We start from the raw sequence: 19,903 nt of genomic DNA, 5'->3' as shown, positions 1-19,903 counted from the left end.
AGGAGGGCGTAATGAAACGTTCATTGCTTAGTACTTGTTTGTTATCTGCTATGGTGGCAGGTGTCAGTCAATTTTCTTTTGAGGCACAGGCGGCTGAACCAACCAGGCCAAATGTTTTAGTTATCGTTATGGATGACTTAGGTTCAGGGCAGTTAGATTTTGCGATAGATAGTTTAGACGCCGAGGCATTAAATCAGCGTCCAGTGGCAGCACGCTATCAAGGCGATATTAATAAAATGATTGAGGCAGCACAAAAAGCGATGCCAAACGTGTCTAAATTAGCCGAATCAGGTGTAAAAATGACAAATGCGTTTGTGGCACATCCTGTATGTGGGCCTTCTCGAGCAGGCATTTTTACTGGACGTTACCCTGCCTCTTTTGGTATTTACAGCAATGATGATTCCTTTAATGGCATTCCACTTGATGTGAAATTATTACCCGCATTATTCCAAGAAAATGGTTATGCCACAGCGAATATTGGTAAATACCATAATGCAAAAATAAACCGAGATCGTAAAATTGGCAGAATCACACAGCCAGAAGATCTCAAAACACGGGATTATCACGATAATTTTTCCTCAGTCCCAGAAAAAGGCTATTTCCCAACAGATCGTGGCTTTGATTACTCTTATAGTTATTTCGTTTCAGGGGCGGCGTTGTGGCATTCTCCTGCATTATGGCGTAATGACAAGCCTGTTGCCTCGCCGGGATATTTAACACACAATTTAACCAACGAAGCGCTACAATTTATTGATAAAGTCGGGGATAAACCTTTCTTTTTAAATTTAGCTTATAGTGTGCCACATATTCCTTTAGAAGAAGCTTCACCAGCAAAATATATGGATCGTTTTAATACTGGGAATGTTGAAGCAGATAAATATTTTGCAGCCATTAATGCAGCAGATGAAGGGATTGGCAAAATTATAGATAAATTAAAAGCAGAAGGAAAATTAGAGAATACCTTGATCTTCTTCCTTTCTGATAACGGTTCCGTACACGAAGCGCCAATGCCTTTAAATGGTATGGATAGAGGATTCAAAGGGCAGCTCTATAATGGCGGATTACGTGTTCCATTCATCGTATCGTGGCCAAATCATATTCCAGCCAATAGCCAAAATGATCAGCTTATTTCGGCAATAGATATTTTACCAACCGCACTTAAAGCGGCAAAAATTTCGTTGCCTGATTCGTTAAAATTAGATGGGAAAGATATTTTACCGATCTTATCAGGTAAAGAAACGGTCTCACCTCATCAATATCTCTATTGGGCAGGCCCCGGAGCCAAACATTATAGTGAAGAGAATCAGCAATTCTGGGCAGACTATTGGAAATATATTACCTACAACACTAATCAAGCACCGAAAAATCCACACTTAGAAAAATTATCAAAAAGTTCGTGGGCTATCCGTGATAAAGATTGGGCCTTGTATTTCTATAATGATGGTAGCAATCAATTACATTTGTATCACGACAAGGTGGATCCTGCTGAAAGCAAGGATGTAGCGAGCCAGTATCCAGAAAAAGTAAAAGAGCTACAAACAGCATTTCATCATTGGATTAGCAAACAACCTAAACCAATGGTATGGAATCCAGAAGAGTTTCAAGCGATTGAAGCATCAGCAGAAGTAAAATAATGTTATTTATCAGCCACCGCGAGCGTGGCTGATTTTTTTAGGAGGAATAATGGTAAAACTCACACTAAGTATTATAGATAAAGAGAATAATATTAAATTTTGTAAAAGTGCTTTTGATTTTTTAATGTTTACTTATAAGGGGGAATATCAAGAAGGTGATCGTATCTGCATTGAAACAGATACCACACCTTGCTATTTAAAGTGTCGCTTGGAGGATAGTTTAGAAAGTAGCCTTATCTATTTAACTGAACCACGGATTGAGTATCACATTCCTTTTGGTGATAACAAACGGTTATTTAATAGTGACAAATCCTTTCAAGGAGGCATTCACTTTTTATGGATACGCGTTGCAAGAGAGTATGAGATACAACAATATACAAACCTTGCCTTTAATCCTTATTTTCAACCGCACCAGAGCGGAATGTACCCACGCATTAGTAGTAATATCAAACCAAGTAATATTCGTTTTGCCCCTTATAACGTGATTGACGGCATTTTTGATAGCAATGCCCACGGCTCGTATCCTTTTACTTCTTGGAGTAATGCACAAGATCCTAATGCAGAATTAAACATTGAATTTGGTCGAAATGTGGAAGTGGATTGCCTGATTTTAATACTCCGCGCGGATTTCCCCCATGATGCGTGGTGGCAGAATATAAGTGTTCGATTTTCTGATGGCTCAGAGGAAATATTGACATTAGCCAGAACAGGGCAACCGCAGGTATTTCATTTTGATAAACGTTATTGTGATCATCTCATTTTGACAAATTTTGTAAAAGGCGTTGATCCTTCGCCATTTACTGCCTTAACTCAAATTGAAGTGTTGGGAAAAATGCTTGATTAATAAAATGAAGATAAAAGGAAGAAATCGAAAGTGTAAATAAATATTTTATGGATTAAAATTAATCTTTTACCCTAAATTTTTATTTCGTTTTATTTCATTTATCTTTATTTTACTCTATAATTTTTACACCAGATATTTCAATGAACGAAGATAAACAGATGAAAAGTGCAATAGAAAGACGTATGGAGATCGTTGCAATAGTCAATAAAAATTCTTCTGCTCGTGTAGAAGATTTGGCTGAAACCTTTTCTGTTTCTACCGTTACTATTCGCCAAGATCTCAATTTTTTAGAAAAAAATGGTTACATTGTTCGCTCTCATGGGGGAGCGATACCGAATAAGGGGATGATTTCCGAGCTGAGTAATTCGGAAAAAAGGCATCGAAATTTAGGCGCGAAAAATAAGATTGCAGAAGCTGCATTAAAGTTTATTAATGATAATGACATTATTATTTTAGATTCAGGCACCACAACCCGAGAAATTGCCACCGCATTGAAAAAATCAGCGATCAAAAATGTACTTGTAATGACAAACGGGCTAGATATTGCTTCTGAATTAGCAGATGCTGAAAATGTTGAAATTTTAATGACTGGTGGAAAATTACGTAAAAATGCAATGTCTTTTTCAGGGCCACAAGCCGATGCAAGTTTAGCAAATTATTGTTTTAGCAAGGTCTTTCTTGGTGTGGATGGGTTTGATATTCAAGCGGGCATCACAACACATAATGAACAAGAAGCGAATTTAAATCGTATTATGTGTGATATTTCCAGCCAAGTCATTGCCGTTACCGATTCCAGTAAATTTGATAAAAAAAGTTGCCACATTATCCGAAAATTTGCGGATATTGATGTGTTAATTACGGATTCTGGAATTTCTTCTGAATATTTAACCGCACTTCAAGAAAACAATATTGAAGTGATTATTGTCGATTAAGAGGAAAAACGAATGCGTTATGCGATTAAAGTCGAAAAAGTAATGACCGCATCAGGCGAATTACTGAATAACTATGTGGTGATAAATCAAGGTAAAATTGAACGTATCCAAGAAGACAAGCCCACAGATTGCGATGTGCATTATTATCCAGACAGCTATCTTTCAGCGGGATTTATTGATGTGCATATTCACGGACGCGCAGGGGCAGATGTGATGGATGAAAATAACACCGCACTTCAAACGATTGCCCAAGCTTTACCACAAACAGGCGTTACCGCGTGGGTAGGGACGACGGTTTCAGCCCCTTGGCAAACTATTCTTTCATCAATGCAACGAATGAAAGATTACATTCAACAAGGTCATCAATCTGGTGCAGAATTGTTGGGCAGTTTTATGGAAGGTCCTTATTTCACGGAACGTCATCGTGGTTCACACCCAACAGAATATTTAATGCCCCCAACCATTCCTCAACTTGAAGAATTATTGCAAATTTCCGACCGCACTTTATTACGCGTAGCCATCGCACCTGAAATAGAAAATGCCGAGCCAGCAATTAAATGGCTAGTGGAAAATGGCGTAAAAGTATCTGTGGCACACACTAACGCCACCTTTGAACAGGTCACCAAAGCTTATTATTTAGGCGCGGATTGTGGCGTACATTTATTCAACGGAATGAGTGCGTTGCATCACCGTGAACCGGGGTGTACGGGCGCCGTGTTATATCACGATATGCTGGCAGAAATTATTGCAGACGGCATTCACGTTCACCCAGCGGTATTAAGTTTAGCGTATAAATTAAAAACTTATCGCCGAATGGTGTTGATTACAGACTGTATGCGCGCAGGCGGTTTACCTGATGGTGAATATACCTTAGGCGTACAAACGGTACGCGTACAAAATGGGCAAGCAAGAACCTTTGATGGCTCGCTTGCAGGTAGCACTTGCAGCTTAGATCAAGCGTTGCGCAATATGGTGTTTAAAGCCAATGTACCAGTATGGGAAGCCATTCAAATGGTTACCACCATTCCCGCCACTTATTTAGGCGTAGCAGATCGCATTGGCGATATCGCAGTAGGTAAAGAAGCCAATTTCACCTTATTAAACAAAGCATTACAAGTGCAAGCCACTTATATTCAAGGTAAGCCTGTATATCAGTGCGGTGAAAAAATTTAATATTTTTTATAGTTACAAAAATGGAGAGAAAATAATGTCAAATTTAAGAACTGAACGTTTAAAAAAATTATGTAGCCAAGACAATTTAATTGCCGCATTGGCAATTGATCAACGTGGTGCATTACGCCGTATGCTTGGTGAAGATGCTACCAATGCCCAATTAGCAGAATTTAAAGTCTTGGTTTCAGAGTATTTAACCCCTTATGCGTCATCTATTTTATTAGATCCAGAGGTGGGTTGGAATGCCGCACAAAAACGCTCAGAAAATGCCGGATTATTAATGGCATACGAAAAAACAGGGTATGACAAAACACAACCGGGTCGTTATCCTGATTTAATTGATGATGTATCCGTGCAACGCTTAAAAGCACAAGGCGCAGATGGCATTAAATTATTACTTTACATTGATATTGATGAAGGAAAAGAGGTCAATGACCGCAAAGAAGCCTTTGTTGAACGTGTTGCCTCAGAATGTAAAGCAGAAGAAATGCCATTTTTCCTTGAACTTGTAAGCTATGACGCAACTATTTCTGATCCAAAAGAATATGCGAAAGTTAAACCACGCAAAGTGATCGAAGCAATGAAACGCTTCTCCGAACCCCGTTTTGGCGTTGATGTGTTAAAAGTGGAAGTGCCAGTGGATATGAAATTTGTTGAAGGTTTTGCAGAACAAGAAGCCGTATATAGCCAAGAGCAAGCAAAAGCCTACTTCAAAGAACAAAGTGAGGCAACTTCTCTTCCATTTATTTTCCTCAGTGCAGGCGTGAGCGCACAGCTATTCCTAGATACCTTACGTTTTGCTAAAGCGGCTGGCTGTGATTTCAATGGCGTACTATGCGGACGTGCCACTTGGGCAGGGGCTGCTGAAATTTTTAAAGCCCAAGGCGCAGAAGCAGCAAAACAATGGTTACTTACTGAAGGTAAAGCCAATATTGAAGCATTGAATAGCGTATTAAAAGAAACAGCTCAGCCGTTAGACATTTAATCTTATCGTGTAATGAACAGAAAAGCGGTCTATTTTAGACCGCTTTTTATTTAAAGCATCGTTTTGAAAATTTTAGATCAAGATCACATAATCAAAACTTACTCATAGACAGAATGGCTATTCTCATTTAAATTCAGGTTTATTTATATTACTCAGCTGGGTTTGGTTTCATCTTTCAGTGAGAATTTTAGTGGGCAGGTTATTTGAAAACACGCCTATCGTGATATATCCCATCACCATTATTCGCTTAATGCGACAAAAACAGAGATAAATGTTTTATTTACTATAGGAGAAATTGTTATGAAAAAATTATTACTTGCGACCCTTTGTACAGCGGCATTTTCAATGAATGTTGCAGCAGAAGGCCCAGCCAAAACCTATAATGTCGCATTTGAATCGCAAGCTCCCGTGTTAGATGGGAGATTGGATGATGCAGTATGGGGTAAAGTAAAAGGCGTTACTGATTTTGTGAATCCTTGGGAACAAGCGGAAATGCCAAAAACGGAGTTCAAAGCGTTTCACGATGATGAAAATTTCTATTTTTCATTTGATGTTGAAGATCCAAATGTGGTGGTTTATGACAGCACTGATCACGAATGGATGGTTGCCCGTGAAGATCGCGTAGAATTATTTATGGCGCCCGGTGAAATTGATAAACCCCAAGCTGACGGTAAATATCCAAAATATGTCGCATTAGAAATGGACTACAAAGGTCGTAGCTTATCTATGCTGCGTGATGTCGAAAAAAACATTAATGCAGAATGGGATCCTAAAACCTTACAAACCGTTGGGGTTCGTACTGAAAAAGGTTATACCCTAGAAGGTAAAATTGCATTAAGTGAATTAAAAGAACATCATTTAATTCAAGGCAATAAAATTCGCGCAGGTGCTTATCGTGCAGAATTTTCTATTATTAAAGGGAAAGGCAAAGAACAAGCAAATTGGATTACTTGGGTTGATCCAAAAACAGAGAAACCAAATTTCCACATTAATTCTTCTTTTGGTGAATTTGTGTTAGAACCTAAAAAATAATAGATATTCATAAAAAAACGCCGTTGGAAAACGGCGTTTTTATTGTGCATTTGATTTTATTCAGCAAATGGGTCACGAAGAATCATTGTTTCAACACGATCTGGCCCAGTTGAAAGAATATCTACAGGCACACCAGTTACTTCTTCAATGCGTTTGATGTAGTTACGTGTATTTTCAGGCAGTTTATTCACGTCTGTCACGCCAAAGGTGCTTTCTTTCCAGCCCGGTAATGTTTCATAAATAGGTTCAACGCCTTCCCAGTCTTTTGCCGCCAGTGGCGCAAATTCAGCAATTTCCCCATTTGGCATTTTGTAACCGACACAGATTTTGATTTCATCAAAGCCATCTAATACATCCAGTTTTGTCATACAGAAACCGGAAATAGAGTTTACTTGGATCGCTCGACGCATTGCTACTGCATCAAACCAACCACAACGACGTGGACGACCTGTTACCGCACCAAATTCATTACCTTTACGTGCAATTTCAGCGCCAACTTCATCAAATAATTCTGTTGCAAATGGTCCACCTCCAACACGCGTACAGTAGGCTTTAATAATGCCTAAAACATAGTCAATATGGCGAGGCCCAAAGCCCGAACCTGTGGAAACACCGCCAGCGGTGGTATTTGAACTGGTTACATAAGGATAGGTACCTTGGTCAATATCAAGCATTGTACCTTGCGCACCTTCAAAAAGAATGTTATCACCATTTTTGCGCGCCACATCAAGAATGGCCGTAACATCAGCCACCATACCTGTAATAATCGGTGCAACAGCAATCACATCATCTAATGTTTTTTGATAATCAACAGGCTCTGCTTTGTAATAATGTACTAATTGGAAATTATAATAATCTAAGATTGCTTTAAGTTTTTCAGCAAAATTTTCTAGGTCAAATAAATCACCCACACGTAAACCACGGCGAGCGACTTTATCTTCATAGGCAGGTCCAATACCACGTCCTGTTGTGCCGATCGCTTTTTTACCTAATGCGGCTTCACGTGCTTTATCCATTGCTACGTGATAAGGTAGGATTAATGGGCAAGCTTCAGAAATAAGTAAACGTTCACGAACATTAATGCCACGTCCTTCAAGTTCCCCCATTTCTTGCATTAATGCATCAGGTGCAAGCACCACACCATTACCAATTAAACAAGTTACATTATCACGTAAAATACCTGATGGAATAAGACGTAATACTGTTTTTTCGCCATTGATAATAAGGGTATGCCCTGCATTATGTCCGCCTTGATAACGAACAACATATTTTACGCGATCTGTTAATAGATCAACGATTTTTCCCTTACCTTCATCGCCCCATTGAGCGCCTAAGATAACGACACTTTTTCCCATAAAATCCGCCTTAGCTGAGTTGTAATGAATGAAAAACAGTGAGCTACTTTACTATTTTATGCTCATAATCTCAACGTAAAATAACGATTTGTGATAGATTTTTTATCTAAAGTGCGGTTTAAAATTTATTCATTTTGGCGATTAGAAAAATCCTGCCTTATCAATGAAAATTGAAATGAGTGATTATTTATGCGCTAACCAATTCCTCCGCCACCGCTTCTGCTTGTTTAAGGACAAATTCAATGGCTTCAGTGGCAAGATCGGGCGGATATTTATATTTTAATAATGTGCGTCTAATTAATACACGCATTCTAGCGCGAACGGCCTCTTTTTGCTGCCAATCTATCGTAACGGAACGGCGTAGTTGATCGGTGATTTCTTTAGCAAGAAGAATCAAGGCGGAATCTTCCATTTTTTCCACCGCACTTTGGTTACGAATCAACGCATCGTAAAAAGCAAGTTCAGTATGAGTTAGCCCTAATTTCTCCCCTTTAGCGAGTTGATATTCAATTTCTTTAGCAAGCTCAACTAATTCACGGATGATTTCCATGACAGTCAAATTATGATTGTTATATTGGTTCATCATCTCTTTGAGTTTTTCCTCAAAGGTTTTTTGCATAGCAATATTATTACTTGCTTTATTACGAATTTCGCTTTTTAAATAGCCTTCCATTGCACAAGCCCATAGGGTAGGCGTGTTGCTATGTTTTACCATTCCAATAAAATCTTCAGAAAGAATTGAAAGATCAGGGCGTTCTTCCCCCATCAATTCAAATAAATCAACCACGCCATCGGAATGAACAGCTTGATTAAGTAAACTGATTAATTTAATTTGCTTTTCCTTTGTAGAACTTGTGTGATTGCCTTGATTTTCTGCTTTCATAATGGTGGCACGTACGGCATCAAAAAAGGCGAGCTGTTGGCGATAAGGCTGAATATTTGGCATTGAACTACAAAGCATAAAGCCTTTTTTGGCTAAACGCACCGCTTGCAAAAAGGCTTTTTTACGTGGTGTATCGGTATGGTGAGAAAAATCTTGGGAAAATTCCACCGCACTTTGTGAATGATTTTTTTGATAATCTAAGGCTAAAATATGGTTTGCACCAAAGCGAATGGCATTGAGTAACGCAGTCGGATCATCTAATGTTAATACCTTAGCTAAATCAAAAGGGTTACCATTAACAGGTGTTGCAAATTGGCCACGAATAATATCAATATATTCAAGCATTTTTTGAAAGACTTGTTCAATATTGGTTTTAACCTGATCTTTACCCCCCGCATTTGTATATTGCTTGGTTGCTTGTTTTAATTCTTCGGCTAAACCCACATAATCCACAATTAAACCGCCATTATCACGGCTTTTATTGCGGAATACACGATTCACTCTCGCAATCGCCTGCATTAAATTATGCCCTTGCATTGGTTTATCAATATACATCGTATTACATACTGGGGCATCAAACCCCGTTAGCCACATATCTCGCACAATGACTATTTTTAGTGGATCATCAGGATCTTTAAAACGTTTTTCTAAGGTTTTACGATCTTGCGAAGTATAAATATGCTTTTGCATTGTTTCGGGATCGCTGGCATTACCCGTCATCATAATTTTAATCGCCCCTTGATTGATATCATCACTATGCCAATGAGGGCGTAATTTAATTATCTCATCATACAGTTTTACGCAAATTTTACGGCTCATTACCACTGCCATGGCTTTACCCTCTTCGAGTTCAGTCCGCCTCTCAAAATGCCGCACCAAATCTTCAGCTAATTTTGCGATTCTTTCATCTGTTCCCATTAACTGTTCACGCAAACGGAAAGAATAGCTTTCTTCGTCATCATCAAGTAAACGTTGCGCTTCTTGCACAGCGTGTCGAAAGGCTTGACTTTCTTGTAATGGAATTTGTCGTGCTTCATAAATAATCGGTACTGTGGCCCCATCTTGCACAGCATCTTGAATATCATAAATAGAAATATATCTACCGAACACTTCTTGCGTATCACGATCTTCTAAGCTCACAGGCGTACCAGTAAAGCCGATAAAACTCGCATTGGGCAATGCCGTACGCAAATATTTTGCATAGCCCTCACGATAAGCCCCCTGTTGATTAATTTTCTGACTAAATCCATACTGCGAACGATGGGCCTCATCGCTAATCACAATAATATTATGGCGTTCATTTAATACAGGGTATTGCAGCTCACCTTCACGTAAAGCAAATTTTTGAATTGTGGTAAAAATAATGCCACCGCTTTCTCGTTTGGCCAATTCTGCCCGCAATGCTTCTCGATCATCTGCTTGAATGGGCGTTTGTCGTGTTATTTCCTGATCTTGGCTAAAGGTAGCAAAAAGCTGTCCATCTAAATCATTACGATCTGTTACCACCACAATAGTTGGGTTTTTTAATTCAGGCTGAGTAATCAGCTTACCCGCATAAAACAACATTGAAAGCGATTTCCCAGAACCTTGCGTATGCCACACCACACCTATTTTACGACTATCACTTAACTGCGCAGCAATGGTGGCTTCGACAGCCGCATTCACCCCATAAAATTGATGATAAGCGGCAATTTTTTTCACCGTTGTTCCTTTATTATCCGCCTCAAACACAACGAAAGATTGCAGATAATCAAGTAATACCTGAGGCGAAAACAGCCCTTGTAATAAGCCTGAAAGCTCATTTTCAAAGTTTATACGCAGGCTGCCTTGGCTTTCATCCACCACACGCCAAGGCATAAAACGCTGAAAATCCGCCGTGAGCGATCCTACGCGTGCGATTGTACCGTCTGAAATCACCATTAATTGATTAAACACAAAGAGATCCGGCATTTCTCGTTTATAGGTTTGCAGTTGGTTAAATGCTTTATCTAAATCCGCACTCACATCAAGGGGATTTTTAAGCTCAAAGATAACTAATGGTAAGCCATTAATAAAACAGAGAATATCAGGGATACGCTTGCCTTTATCCCCTTCAATTTCCAATTGATTAACCACATAAAAGAGATTATTTTCAGGCTGTTTAAAATCCACCAGCAGTGCCACATCGTGCTTTTCTTGCCCATCTTCCTGATAATGTACTTTTATCCCTTGCTTTAACTGATTGTAAAACTGCTTGTTGCGTTCTTCTACTGAGAGAATATTAGTCTGTGTAATTTGCTGTACAACATTTTGCAAGACAGATTGTGGTAAGTGAGGATTAATCTGGCGTAAACTTTGTAATAAGTGAGGTATTATCACCACTTCCGTTAGACTTTCTCGCCAAGGGCAATCCTGTTCAGCCAATACCTCCTTGCCATAGGCATATTGCCAACCAAGAGATTGCAATTGTTCAATAGCAAGGTTTTCAATGGTGGATTCGTTGATTTGCATTGGGGATCCTTTTTATTATTTCTCTGAATTTTCCTTTATTCTTTTATAAAAAGCTAATTTGTAGAGAATGTGATTGATATTTTTTAATATTAGTTCATAGAACGTAGTTATTTAATTATTTTATTTATAATTTCATCCCATTCTTCAGGTTTTTTTCTATATTCTTTTAAATATTTTGATAAAGTAATGGCAGAAATTCCTAATTTTTCTGCTATTGCAGCATTAGATTTTAATCGTAATACATTTTCTTTGTAGAAAATGATCGCTTTTGCAATTTTTATTTTTGTTTTACCTGTAAATTCTTTTTTCTTCTTTATTTTTAAGTGATAAGGATTTACACATTTTGGATTTTGGCAATTCTCTCGAATAACTAACCATTTTGGATAGTATATATTGGGATTTTCATACATAAGTAAAAATAATCTAACAGAAATGGAAATAACCTTGTCTTGTTTTCTTAGGTAATAATAGGGAAGAATGCCATTCATAGAATGAGTCCAAATAAAACAGTCTGTATCTTCATCAATAATAATATATTTATAGATATTGTTGATGATGTTTTCAATTTCGTCTTTTGAATATAAGTCATCTAACTTATTCATCGTTTTTTTCGTTGTATTCATTAATTAATATATCCCAAGGTTCAGGGTTTTCTCTATAAATCTTAAGGTATTTTGAAAGCGTAGAGTTGCTGATTTCTAATTTGATGGCAATTTCTCCATCAGTATCATATAAATATCTATTGTTTTTATAGAATCGAAGAACTTCAACCATTTTCTGAGTAACCTTTTTCATCTTTTGTGGCATTGCATTCTCAATTTTTTTATTAGCCATATAGTTACTTGATTCTTCGATGATTTTTAAATGGTAAGGATTTACGCACATCATATTTCCACAAGTAGAATCTACCTTAATTCTATATTTAAAATTTCTATCAGGATTTTCATACATTAGGAAAAAACGTTTTATAGTAATGTAAATTCTTTTATATCCTGAGTTAATAATAAGATAAGGTGTTGTATTATCAGTAAGCCCTTTCCATATACAACAATCAGTTTTATTATCCACTTCAATATATTTTGATATTTCATCAAGAATAAGATTTAATTCTTCTTCTGTGTATATATTATGTAATTTTGCCATGTGGGTATTCCTATTTTATTTCTGAACTGGAAAATTCCCTTTTATAAAGATGATTGGGGATTTTCATCATTATTTTTATTTAAGGCTTTTTTATACCCTAAAATCAAAGGGTGTTCACTATTCCTTTTGCTTAGCAAACTGACAAGTTGAGCAATCACTTTATAAGCTGATGGATAAGTGCCAATATAACCATTTTTGATTAAGTTGGACAAATCAGAAATACCTATACTTTTTCCTTTTAAAACAGTATCTGTTATGCAAAGACCACCTCTTTCACCGTTAAACTTACCTTGTTTTTTTAGTATTTCATATAGCTGCAATGGGATGATGTATGAATTAAAACCTTCCTGTGTTTCTTTATTTTTTAAAAATCTAATAAAAAAAGGATTTTGATTCATTCTATAAATATCCTCACTTTCCAATTCTGGTGATTGTATGTTCTCGCTAATGTATCTTATGGTGTCTTGCATTTTTCTAACTTGTTCTTCTAATCGCCTATCACGACAGCCCCAGCTATTAGATGAATATTTCAACATTTTGTATTGAATCATGATTAAATTTTGATCTATATCATTCATAAAGACCAAATCAACACCAAAATAATCTTCTATTTTATTTCTATTAGCCATAATTATAAATAATTCTTCATCATAGCTTTTATATGAATAACAACCAAATTGATCAATATTATGTTCTGGCAGCATCATTTTAATTTCATGAGGAATAGCATTATCTTCAAAAATGATTTCTTCACTGTGAGTGTCTTGGTGAAAACCAGCAAAACTAAATAAATTTTTCTTTGCTTCTTGTTCAAGCTCAATATTAATTGGTTTGAATAATATATTTAAAATAAAATCATTAGCATCTGGATTTTTTTCTGCTATCGATTCAAAAATTTTTAAACTTATATTTTTAGAGAAGGTAGCATTTTCTTCCTTATATTTTTCTTTGAAATTTCTTTGTTTATTTGGATCTAGGGTTTCTTCGAAATTTTGAAGATCAAAATCAATCTCAAAATTTTCTTTTGAGAGAATAATTTTCCTATGACTGGAATCAGCTTTTTGCTTATTTTTAATAATAAATAGAAATAGTTGATTTTTAGAATCTGAGCTATTATGAATGCGCTCGACCAATACAATTCTTCCCTTTGCGTATTTATCAGCTTTAGAATACGGGATTGAATAGGAATATCCTTTATCTTTATCAATATCAAAACCTTCTTGTTGATCATCGTTATCAGTAATTCGGTGAAAAATAATGCCTTTTAAAATAATTTTTAGTAAATCATCATTCATAACTCAATCTCTCCATTTAAAAGTTTTGGTAGTAAGGTGTCTCTAGTTTCTGATAAGGTTATATTTTTATCATGATTTTTATAAATTAGACTATAGATAAAATTTACCTGATCATAAAATTTATCCAATATAGTTTTCTCGGGTAACATGATTTTTAGTTTAGATAAATCTTGAATGGTAATTTGTGCTTGAACTGAACCTGATGCAAACATACTTAAATCAAAATTTTTCAAATGATTTTCAAGAAAATAAAGATTTAGGTTTTCTTTCTGATATTCAATAACCAGTGAATTACTTGTTATGTATGAAAATGGCTTGCTTACAGATACTTTTCCCACCGTTCCACGACAACCAATTAATACCTGTCTTTCTTCGTATAAATATCGATCGTTGTATCCAATGATACCGTTGGCACCGTAAACAGGGTATCCCGATTGCTTCAATTGTTTTTTCGGCAAACCTTTACCATAGATAATACGGCATACTTCATTGATTGGCTTCACCTCCCACCCCTCTGGCACTAAACCTAATTCGCTGTCGGTAAAGGCGCTGGGGAAGGCTTGGGCGGTTTGCCGTAAGGTTTGATACGCATCGGGATCGCTTTGGGCTAAGGCGGTGATGGCATCTAGGGTTTTGCCGCTTAGGGAAGCCATGGCGGCAAGCTCGGCATCTTCGGCACTGCCGCCTGCTGCCAAGACTTCCGCCTTGGCGTGTACAGGGGCAAAATCAATAAACCAATGTTTAAAAATCGCTTGGGCAATCGCTTCTAGGGTTTGATTGGTTTGGGTGTTGAGGGCGATTTTTTTATCTATCTTTGAAAGAATAGAGCAAATTATTTCTTGATATTCTATTGGTGGTAATTTAATAACTATCTTTTTTAAAGATGCTATTGTTAATGCTTTTTGTGTTGAGCCAATAGCAATATTATCAATTTGCTTTTTACCTATTACAGATGAAAACCAATAAAATAGAAATTTACTGTTCAATTTATTAGAAAAGTTTTTGAACCAAGTTAGATTGCCATCTTTAAAATAAAATATATCATCTTTATTAACTAGGTAGGGAATACCTAAAGTTCCAACTGAAGTTAATAAAATATCATTTTCTACGGGAACTCCAAACTTATTTTTAATATCATTAAATCTATTATCAGATATAAATAATTTTGTAGAAATTTTATTTCCTTGGGTCAATTCTATAATTTCTTTCGAGCGATAAAAAGGAATTCCTTGAGATGTATATTCACTTCGCATAATTCTTTTACTTGATGTTATTTCAAGTAATTCACCTAAACTATATTCTTTCCACTCACTCATTATTTCTCTATTTTTCATACCAATCCCCCCAAACTCTTCTTAATCGCCTCTTCCAGCTCTCGTCCCTGTGCAAACTGTTCCGCCAGTTTTGTCGTTAGTTCTGCCATTTTTTCTTCAAAAGGGATACCGTCATCTTCCTCTTCAGGCGTGCCGACATAACGCCCGGGGGTGAGAATGAAATCATTATTGGCGATTTCTTCAAGGCTTGCGGCATAGCAGAAGCCTTCTTGATTCTCATAGCCTTTGTTTTGCTGCCAAGCATGATAGGTGTTGGCGATGTGGGCTATGTCCTCAGGGGTAAAATCGCGCAGAGTGCGGTCTTTCATATAGCCCACTTGCCGTGCATCAATAAACAGCACTTCGCCTTTACGGGCTTTGGCTTTGTTGAAAAACCAAATACAAGCGGGAATCTGAACATTGGTAAAAAGCTGGCTAGGCAGGGCAACCATTGCTTCCACTAAATCCGCTTCCACAAGACGGCGGCGGATTTCACCCTCACCATTTGTTTGGCTGCTCATTGAGCCGTTTGCTAGCACAATGCCCATTCGCCCTTGTGGCACAAGGTGGTAGAGCATATGCGAAATCCACGCAAAGTTGGCGTTGCCTTTTGGTGGCACGCCGTATGCCCAGCGTGGATCGCCTTGTAGGGATTCGTCCCACCAGTCTTTCACGTTAAATGGCGGATTAGCCATTACAAAATCCATTTTCATATCAATATGTTGTGGATTAGTGAAGCTGTCGCCGCGGCTACCAAAGTTAAATTCAATGCCGCGGATTGCCATATTCATTGCAGCTAGCTTCCAAGTGGTGGGGTTGTATTCTTGTCCGTAGATAGAGACTTGGTTGATATTGCCTTGGTGCGCCGCGATAAATTTTTCTGTTTGCACAAAGAAACCACCCGATCCCATTGCTGGGTCATAAATACGTCCGTGGTAAGGTTCAAGCATTTCAACAATCAGGCTGACAATGGATTTAGGGGTGAAATATTCCCCCCCTTTTTGTCCTTCTTTCGCGGCAAATTCACCAAGGAAATATTCATATACGTGGCCAAGAATATCTTTTGCCGCCATTGAAATCGGTGCGCCGTTATAAGTAGGTTGGCTGAAATCGGTATCAGAAAAGGTGTTAAGCAAGCCGATCAGCGTTTTATCATTGATGTCGTAACCTGAAATACGTTGGATAATCCCCTTAAGTTTTGGATTTTCATTTTCAATGGCAGAAAATGCGTTATCAATAAGATTTGCCACGCCACGGAATGAGCCACCCCAAGGTAATTGGCTACCTTGATTGAGCGTTGCGATGTTGCGAATGGTTTCCCAACGAGCTTGTTGTGGTACCCAGAAGATATTTTCTGCGGTGTAGTTGTCTTGTAGCTCCATTTCACTATTGAGGAGGTTTTGATATTCTTCAGCAGAATAACCATTTGGATCAAGATAAAGGGGGTCTTGTGGATCTTGTAGCTTGGTGTGAAGTTTTTTGCGAAATGTGGTGAAGCTATCAGAAACGTATTTTAAGAAAATTAAGCCTAGAACGATATGTTTATAATCAGAGGCGGAAAGTTGGCTACGCAGCTTATCTGCTGCTTGCCATAGACGAGCATCTAAATCATTTAAAAAGGCTTGCTGTTGTGCCAGGCTGGCACTACAATCTTGCTGTGCTGTGCTGTGCTGTGCTGTGCTGTGCTGTGCTGTGCTGTGCTGTGCTGTGCTGTGCTGTGCTGTGCTGTGCTGTGCTGTGCTGTGCTGTGCTGTGCTGTGCTGTGCTGTTATTCATAAAACGTGGTTTCTCCTACTAATAATGATTTTTGTAGCATTATATCATTCCACTTTTGAATGAAAAGGTGAATTTCCTTTAATCCTTTTTAGCCTATAAATGCTCACTTGAGTGTTGTTTTCGCTTTGGCATTAAGATGATAATCATTCGCTTTAATTGAGCTATTGCACGAAAAGTGCGGTGCAATAAATGTGCTTTTTTGTGTAAATATAGAGGGAAATAAAAACCGCCGCGAGGTGAATAGCGGCGGTGATGAGGGGTTATTCAAATAGATTTTGATGTAATGCTCTTACCACATCATCTGCTTGTTCGCTTTGTACTAGCATACAAATATTATTTGTGCTTGCACCGTAGCTTATCATTCTTACATTATAGGCTTCTAAGGTATCAAAAATTTGTTTTGCGATACCACTGGTAATATGTAAGTTATTACCGACTAATGCCACTAAAGAAAGCCCCGTATCCACTTTCACACTTGACACTTCTCGGAGTTCAGCCAGTAATTCAGGGGAAAGCATTTCCGCACCTGATGAGGCAGAGCCGGTTTTGTCTAAGGTGAGGGCGACACTCACTTCTGATGTGGTGATGGTATCCACGGAAATTTTGTGTTTAGCGAGGATATTAAAAATATTCGCGAGGAAGCCTTGGGCGTGTAGCATACTGAGGCTTGAGAGGGTAACCAATGTTTGATCACGGCGTAATGCAATGGCACGGAATGTTGGGCGTGGTTGTGGATCTTTGGTTACCCAAGTACCACCATCTTGTGGGGCTTTGCTTGAGCCAACAAACACAGGAATGTTACTACGCACCGCTGGAAGTAGGGTAGCAGGGTGTAACACTTTCGCGCCGAACGTTGCCATTTCTGCGGCTTCAGCAAAGCTCATTGTGTCAATGCGTTTTGCATTCGGCACAATGCGTGGATCGGTGGTGTAGATCCCAGCGACATCGGTCCAAATTAAGACATCTTTCGCATTTAAGACTTCAGCTAAGAGAGCCGCTGAATAATCACTACCGCCACGTCCTAAGGTGGTGGTTTTGCCTTGTGGATCACGTCCGATGAAGCCTTGTGTAATGATCATTGTGTCATTATCTTGCGCTAATAAAGGTTTTAATAAGGTATCGCTATTTTTTTGTGTTTGCGCATCATCGGGTGCTGCCTTACCAAAGTGGCTGTTTGTGGCAACAATGGTACGCACATCAACCCAAGTGGCTTTCGCGCCAAGCTCTTTTAATACTTGAACAAAGAGTAGGGTGGACATCATTTCACCTTGGCAGATTAGTTCGTCTGTTAAGGCTGGGGAAGTTGCAACACTGGCGGCATCGGCTAAGGTTTCGATATGGCTTAAAATCTCTTCGATTTTTGCCCGCACTTGGCTGTCGTCTTGCAGTTCAGCAAGGATATTTTCTTCAATTTGACGCACTTCTGCGATTAATTTTTTACGCTCTTCGGCTTCTTTACCATTAGCAAGCGCCACCAGTAAATTAGTGATCCCTGCTGAGGCTGAAAGGACAACCACGCGCGTATTCGGATCGGCGATGACAATGTTCGCACAGGCACTCATTGCGCTATGATTTGCAACACTGGTGCCACCAAATTTTGCTACCGATAGATGAGACATAATTCATTCCTTCTGATAAAAATAAAAGATGTTGTATTTAAAGCCTTAGAAATAACGATTTCACCAAACATTGTCAAATAATATTTTATGAAATCCAATAAAAAACGCCATTTCTAAAATGACGTTTCGATATTTTAAGATTTTACCCCTGATAATCAAATAATTTTCAATTAAGGGCGAGAAAGGTAATCGCCAACGCCCACCCATTTATAGGAAGTAAGGGCTTCTAATCCCATTGGCCCACGAGAATGTAATTTTTGCGTACTCACCGCGACTTCTGCACCAAGACCAAATTGTCCACCATCGGTAAAACGTGTACTTGCATTGACATAAACCGCCGCACTATCAACTTGATTGATAAATTGTTGTGCTAAACGCTGTGAGCTGGTTAAGATCGCATCGGAATGTTGCGTACCATATTGATTAATAAAGGCGATAGCTTCATCAATATCGTTTACAATTACTACGTTAAGATCAGGCGATCCCCATTCTTGTTGTAATGCTTCGGTGTTTAATGGCTCAACCTCTGCCCCGGCTTTGGTTAATAAGGAAAGTGCGGTACTATTTGCGTGAAATTTTATTTTCGCTTGGTTAAATTCAGCCAGCATCGGTAAAAATTGTTCGGCGATGCTTTCTTGTACTAAAAGTGTTTCCAGTGTGTTGCAGGTGCTTGGGCGTTGTGTTTTTGCATTATTAATCACGGCTAAGGCACGTTGTAAATCGGCACTTTCTTCCACAAACGTATGGCACACGCCAACACCGCCAATAATCACTGGAATGGTGGCGTTTTCTTTACAGAGTTGATGTAGCGTTGCACCACCTCTTGGAATAAGCATATCTACATAGCGATCTAATTTCATTAATTGCATTACAAGTTCACGGTTAGGATCGCGAATGGCTTGCACCGCATACTGCGGTAAATTAGCTTGTAATAGGGCTTGCTGTATCACTTCCACTAAGATGTTGTTAGAATGTTGGGTTTCTTTTCCACCGCGTAGAATCACGGCGTTACCTGTTTTTAAGCAAAGGCTTGCCACATCAATGGTAACATTCGGGCGAGCTTCATAGATGGTGGCAACAACACCAAGTGGGACACGAACACGTTCAATTTTTAACCCACTTTCTAGCGTACCACCATCAATAATTTTGCCAACAGGATCGGGCAGAGAAATAATATGGCGAACATCTTGTGCAATAGCGTGCAAGCGTTCTGGGGTGAGCAATAGGCGGTCGATTAATGCGTCAGATAAGCCATTTTGCTTGGCAATTTGAATGTCCTTAGCATTTTCAGCCAGAATGCGATCGGCTTGCTGTTCTAACTGATCCGCAATGCACTGTAAGGCGTGATTTTTTTCTTTTTCGCTACATTGTGCCAGTGCAAAAGCCGCTTGTTTGGCTTGTTTTCCCATTTGTTCTAAATTCATTGTAT

General features: G+C 38.4%; 16 protein-coding genes. 6 read left to right on the top strand and 10 right to left on the bottom strand.

Annotated features, from left to right (window positions below; genetic code table 11):
- Positions 1-11: 11 nt before the first annotated feature.
- The 6 genes from L5B83_RS00995 (at position 12) to L5B83_RS00970 (ending at position 6,600) form a co-directional block, all read left to right on the top strand.
- Positions 12-1,634 (top strand): sulfatase family protein, encoded by a 1,623-nt coding sequence (locus L5B83_RS00995; RefSeq protein ID WP_265777273.1) that lies wholly within the window; start codon positions 12-14, stop codon positions 1,632-1,634.
- A gap of 49 nt (positions 1,635-1,683) precedes the next feature.
- Positions 1,684-2,478, top strand: a complete 795-nt coding sequence (locus L5B83_RS00990) for a hypothetical protein (RefSeq protein ID WP_265777272.1) — start codon at positions 1,684-1,686, stop codon at positions 2,476-2,478.
- Positions 2,479-2,618: 140 nt separating this feature from the next.
- Positions 2,619-3,410 carry a transcriptional repressor AgaR gene (gene agaR, locus L5B83_RS00985; RefSeq protein ID WP_250350693.1) on the top strand — a complete coding sequence of 264 codons (792 nt, stop codon included), beginning with the start codon at positions 2,619-2,621 and terminating at the stop codon, positions 3,408-3,410.
- 12 nt (positions 3,411-3,422) lie between these two features.
- The gene (gene nagA / locus L5B83_RS00980; protein WP_265777271.1) at positions 3,423-4,583 is read left to right on the top strand and encodes an N-acetylglucosamine-6-phosphate deacetylase; all 1,161 of its coding nucleotides are present in this window, start codon (positions 3,423-3,425) and stop codon (positions 4,581-4,583) included.
- Between the two features lie 34 nt (positions 4,584-4,617).
- Positions 4,618-5,568, top strand: a complete 951-nt coding sequence (locus L5B83_RS00975) for a tagatose 1,6-diphosphate aldolase (protein ID WP_265777270.1) — start codon at positions 4,618-4,620, stop codon at positions 5,566-5,568.
- 300 nt (positions 5,569-5,868) lie between these two features.
- Positions 5,869-6,600, top strand: a complete 732-nt coding sequence (locus tag L5B83_RS00970; RefSeq protein WP_265777269.1) for a carbohydrate-binding family 9-like protein — start codon at positions 5,869-5,871, stop codon at positions 6,598-6,600.
- A 56-nt stretch (positions 6,601-6,656) separates the two neighbouring features.
- On the opposite strand, the gene purA is transcribed toward L5B83_RS00970, so the two are convergent.
- The 10 genes from purA to proA all read right to left on the bottom strand — a co-directional run bounded on the left by purA (position 6,657) and on the right by proA (position 19,898).
- The gene (gene purA, locus L5B83_RS00965; protein WP_250364277.1) at positions 6,657-7,955 is read right to left on the bottom strand and encodes an adenylosuccinate synthase; all 1,299 of its coding nucleotides are present in this window, start codon (positions 7,953-7,955) and stop codon (positions 6,657-6,659) included.
- A gap of 187 nt (positions 7,956-8,142) precedes the next feature.
- Positions 8,143-11,328 (bottom strand): type I restriction endonuclease subunit R, encoded by a 3,186-nt coding sequence (locus L5B83_RS00960; protein ID WP_265777268.1) that lies wholly within the window; start codon positions 11,326-11,328, stop codon positions 8,143-8,145.
- A gap of 107 nt (positions 11,329-11,435) precedes the next feature.
- Entirely contained in the window at positions 11,436-11,930 is a 495-nt protein-coding gene (locus tag L5B83_RS00955; RefSeq protein ID WP_265777267.1) for a hypothetical protein, read from the bottom strand.
- Positions 11,923-12,471 carry a hypothetical protein gene (locus tag L5B83_RS00950; RefSeq protein WP_265777266.1) on the bottom strand — a complete coding sequence of 183 codons (549 nt, stop codon included), beginning with the start codon at positions 12,469-12,471 and terminating at the stop codon, positions 11,923-11,925. The genes L5B83_RS00955 and L5B83_RS00950 overlap by 8 nt, the downstream gene beginning before the upstream one ends.
- Before the next feature lie 41 nt (positions 12,472-12,512).
- Positions 12,513-13,766, bottom strand: coding sequence for a hypothetical protein (locus L5B83_RS00945; RefSeq protein ID WP_265777265.1), 1,254 nt, complete (start codon positions 13,764-13,766; stop codon positions 12,513-12,515).
- Positions 13,763-15,100: a restriction endonuclease subunit S gene (locus L5B83_RS00940; RefSeq protein WP_265777264.1), complete on the bottom strand. Its 1,338-nt coding sequence runs from the start codon at positions 15,098-15,100 to the stop codon at positions 13,763-13,765. The genes L5B83_RS00945 and L5B83_RS00940 overlap by 4 nt, the downstream gene beginning before the upstream one ends.
- Positions 15,097-16,716, bottom strand: coding sequence for a class I SAM-dependent DNA methyltransferase (locus L5B83_RS00935; protein WP_265778354.1), 1,620 nt, complete (start codon positions 16,714-16,716; stop codon positions 15,097-15,099). Before L5B83_RS00935 ends, L5B83_RS00940 begins: the two co-directional genes overlap by 4 nt.
- Positions 16,717-16,723: 7 nt before the next feature.
- Positions 16,724-16,855 carry a hypothetical protein gene (locus L5B83_RS00930; protein ID WP_265777263.1) on the bottom strand — a complete coding sequence of 44 codons (132 nt, stop codon included), beginning with the start codon at positions 16,853-16,855 and terminating at the stop codon, positions 16,724-16,726.
- A gap of 260 nt (positions 16,856-17,115) precedes the next feature.
- Positions 17,116-18,474 (bottom strand): lysine-sensitive aspartokinase 3, encoded by a 1,359-nt coding sequence (lysC, locus tag L5B83_RS00925; protein WP_250364283.1) that lies wholly within the window; start codon positions 18,472-18,474, stop codon positions 17,116-17,118.
- 170 nt (positions 18,475-18,644) lie between these two features.
- Complete coding sequence (gene proA, locus L5B83_RS00920) at positions 18,645-19,898, bottom strand: glutamate-5-semialdehyde dehydrogenase (RefSeq protein WP_265777262.1); 1,254 nt, start codon at positions 19,896-19,898, stop codon at positions 18,645-18,647.
- Positions 19,899-19,903 lie beyond the last annotated feature (5 nt).

It is taken from the genome of Avibacterium sp. 21-599 (assembly GCF_026226765.1).
Lineage (GTDB): Bacteria > Pseudomonadota > Gammaproteobacteria > Enterobacterales > Pasteurellaceae > Avibacterium.
This window is presented reverse-complemented; position numbering and strand designations above follow the sequence as displayed.

Coding starts and splice junctions, on each gene's coding strand:
- L5B83_RS00995 (WP_265777273.1), top strand. CDS start 12: ATGAAACGTTCATTGCTTAGTACTTGTTTGTTATCTGCTATGGTGGCA.
- L5B83_RS00990 (WP_265777272.1), top strand. CDS start 1,684: ATGGTAAAACTCACACTAAGTATTATAGATAAAGAGAATAATATTAAA.
- agaR (WP_250350693.1), top strand. CDS start 2,619: ATGAACGAAGATAAACAGATGAAAAGTGCAATAGAAAGACGTATGGAG.
- nagA (WP_265777271.1), top strand. CDS start 3,423: ATGCGTTATGCGATTAAAGTCGAAAAAGTAATGACCGCATCAGGCGAA.
- L5B83_RS00975 (WP_265777270.1), top strand. CDS start 4,618: ATGTCAAATTTAAGAACTGAACGTTTAAAAAAATTATGTAGCCAAGAC.
- L5B83_RS00970 (WP_265777269.1), top strand. CDS start 5,869: ATGAAAAAATTATTACTTGCGACCCTTTGTACAGCGGCATTTTCAATG.
- purA (WP_250364277.1), bottom strand. CDS start 7,955: ATGGGAAAAAGTGTCGTTATCTTAGGCGCTCAATGGGGCGATGAAGGT.
- L5B83_RS00960 (WP_265777268.1), bottom strand. CDS start 11,328: ATGCAAATCAACGAATCCACCATTGAAAACCTTGCTATTGAACAATTG.
- L5B83_RS00955 (WP_265777267.1), bottom strand. CDS start 11,930: ATGAATAAGTTAGATGACTTATATTCAAAAGACGAAATTGAAAACATC.
- L5B83_RS00950 (WP_265777266.1), bottom strand. CDS start 12,471: ATGGCAAAATTACATAATATATACACAGAAGAAGAATTAAATCTTATT.
- L5B83_RS00945 (WP_265777265.1), bottom strand. CDS start 13,766: ATGAATGATGATTTACTAAAAATTATTTTAAAAGGCATTATTTTTCAC.
- L5B83_RS00940 (WP_265777264.1), bottom strand. CDS start 15,100: ATGAAAAATAGAGAAATAATGAGTGAGTGGAAAGAATATAGTTTAGGT.
- L5B83_RS00930 (WP_265777263.1), bottom strand. CDS start 16,855: ATGAATAACAGCACAGCACAGCACAGCACAGCACAGCACAGCACAGCA.
- lysC (WP_250364283.1), bottom strand. CDS start 18,474: ATGTCTCATCTATCGGTAGCAAAATTTGGTGGCACCAGTGTTGCAAAT.
- proA (WP_265777262.1), bottom strand. CDS start 19,898: ATGAATTTAGAACAAATGGGAAAACAAGCCAAACAAGCGGCTTTTGCA.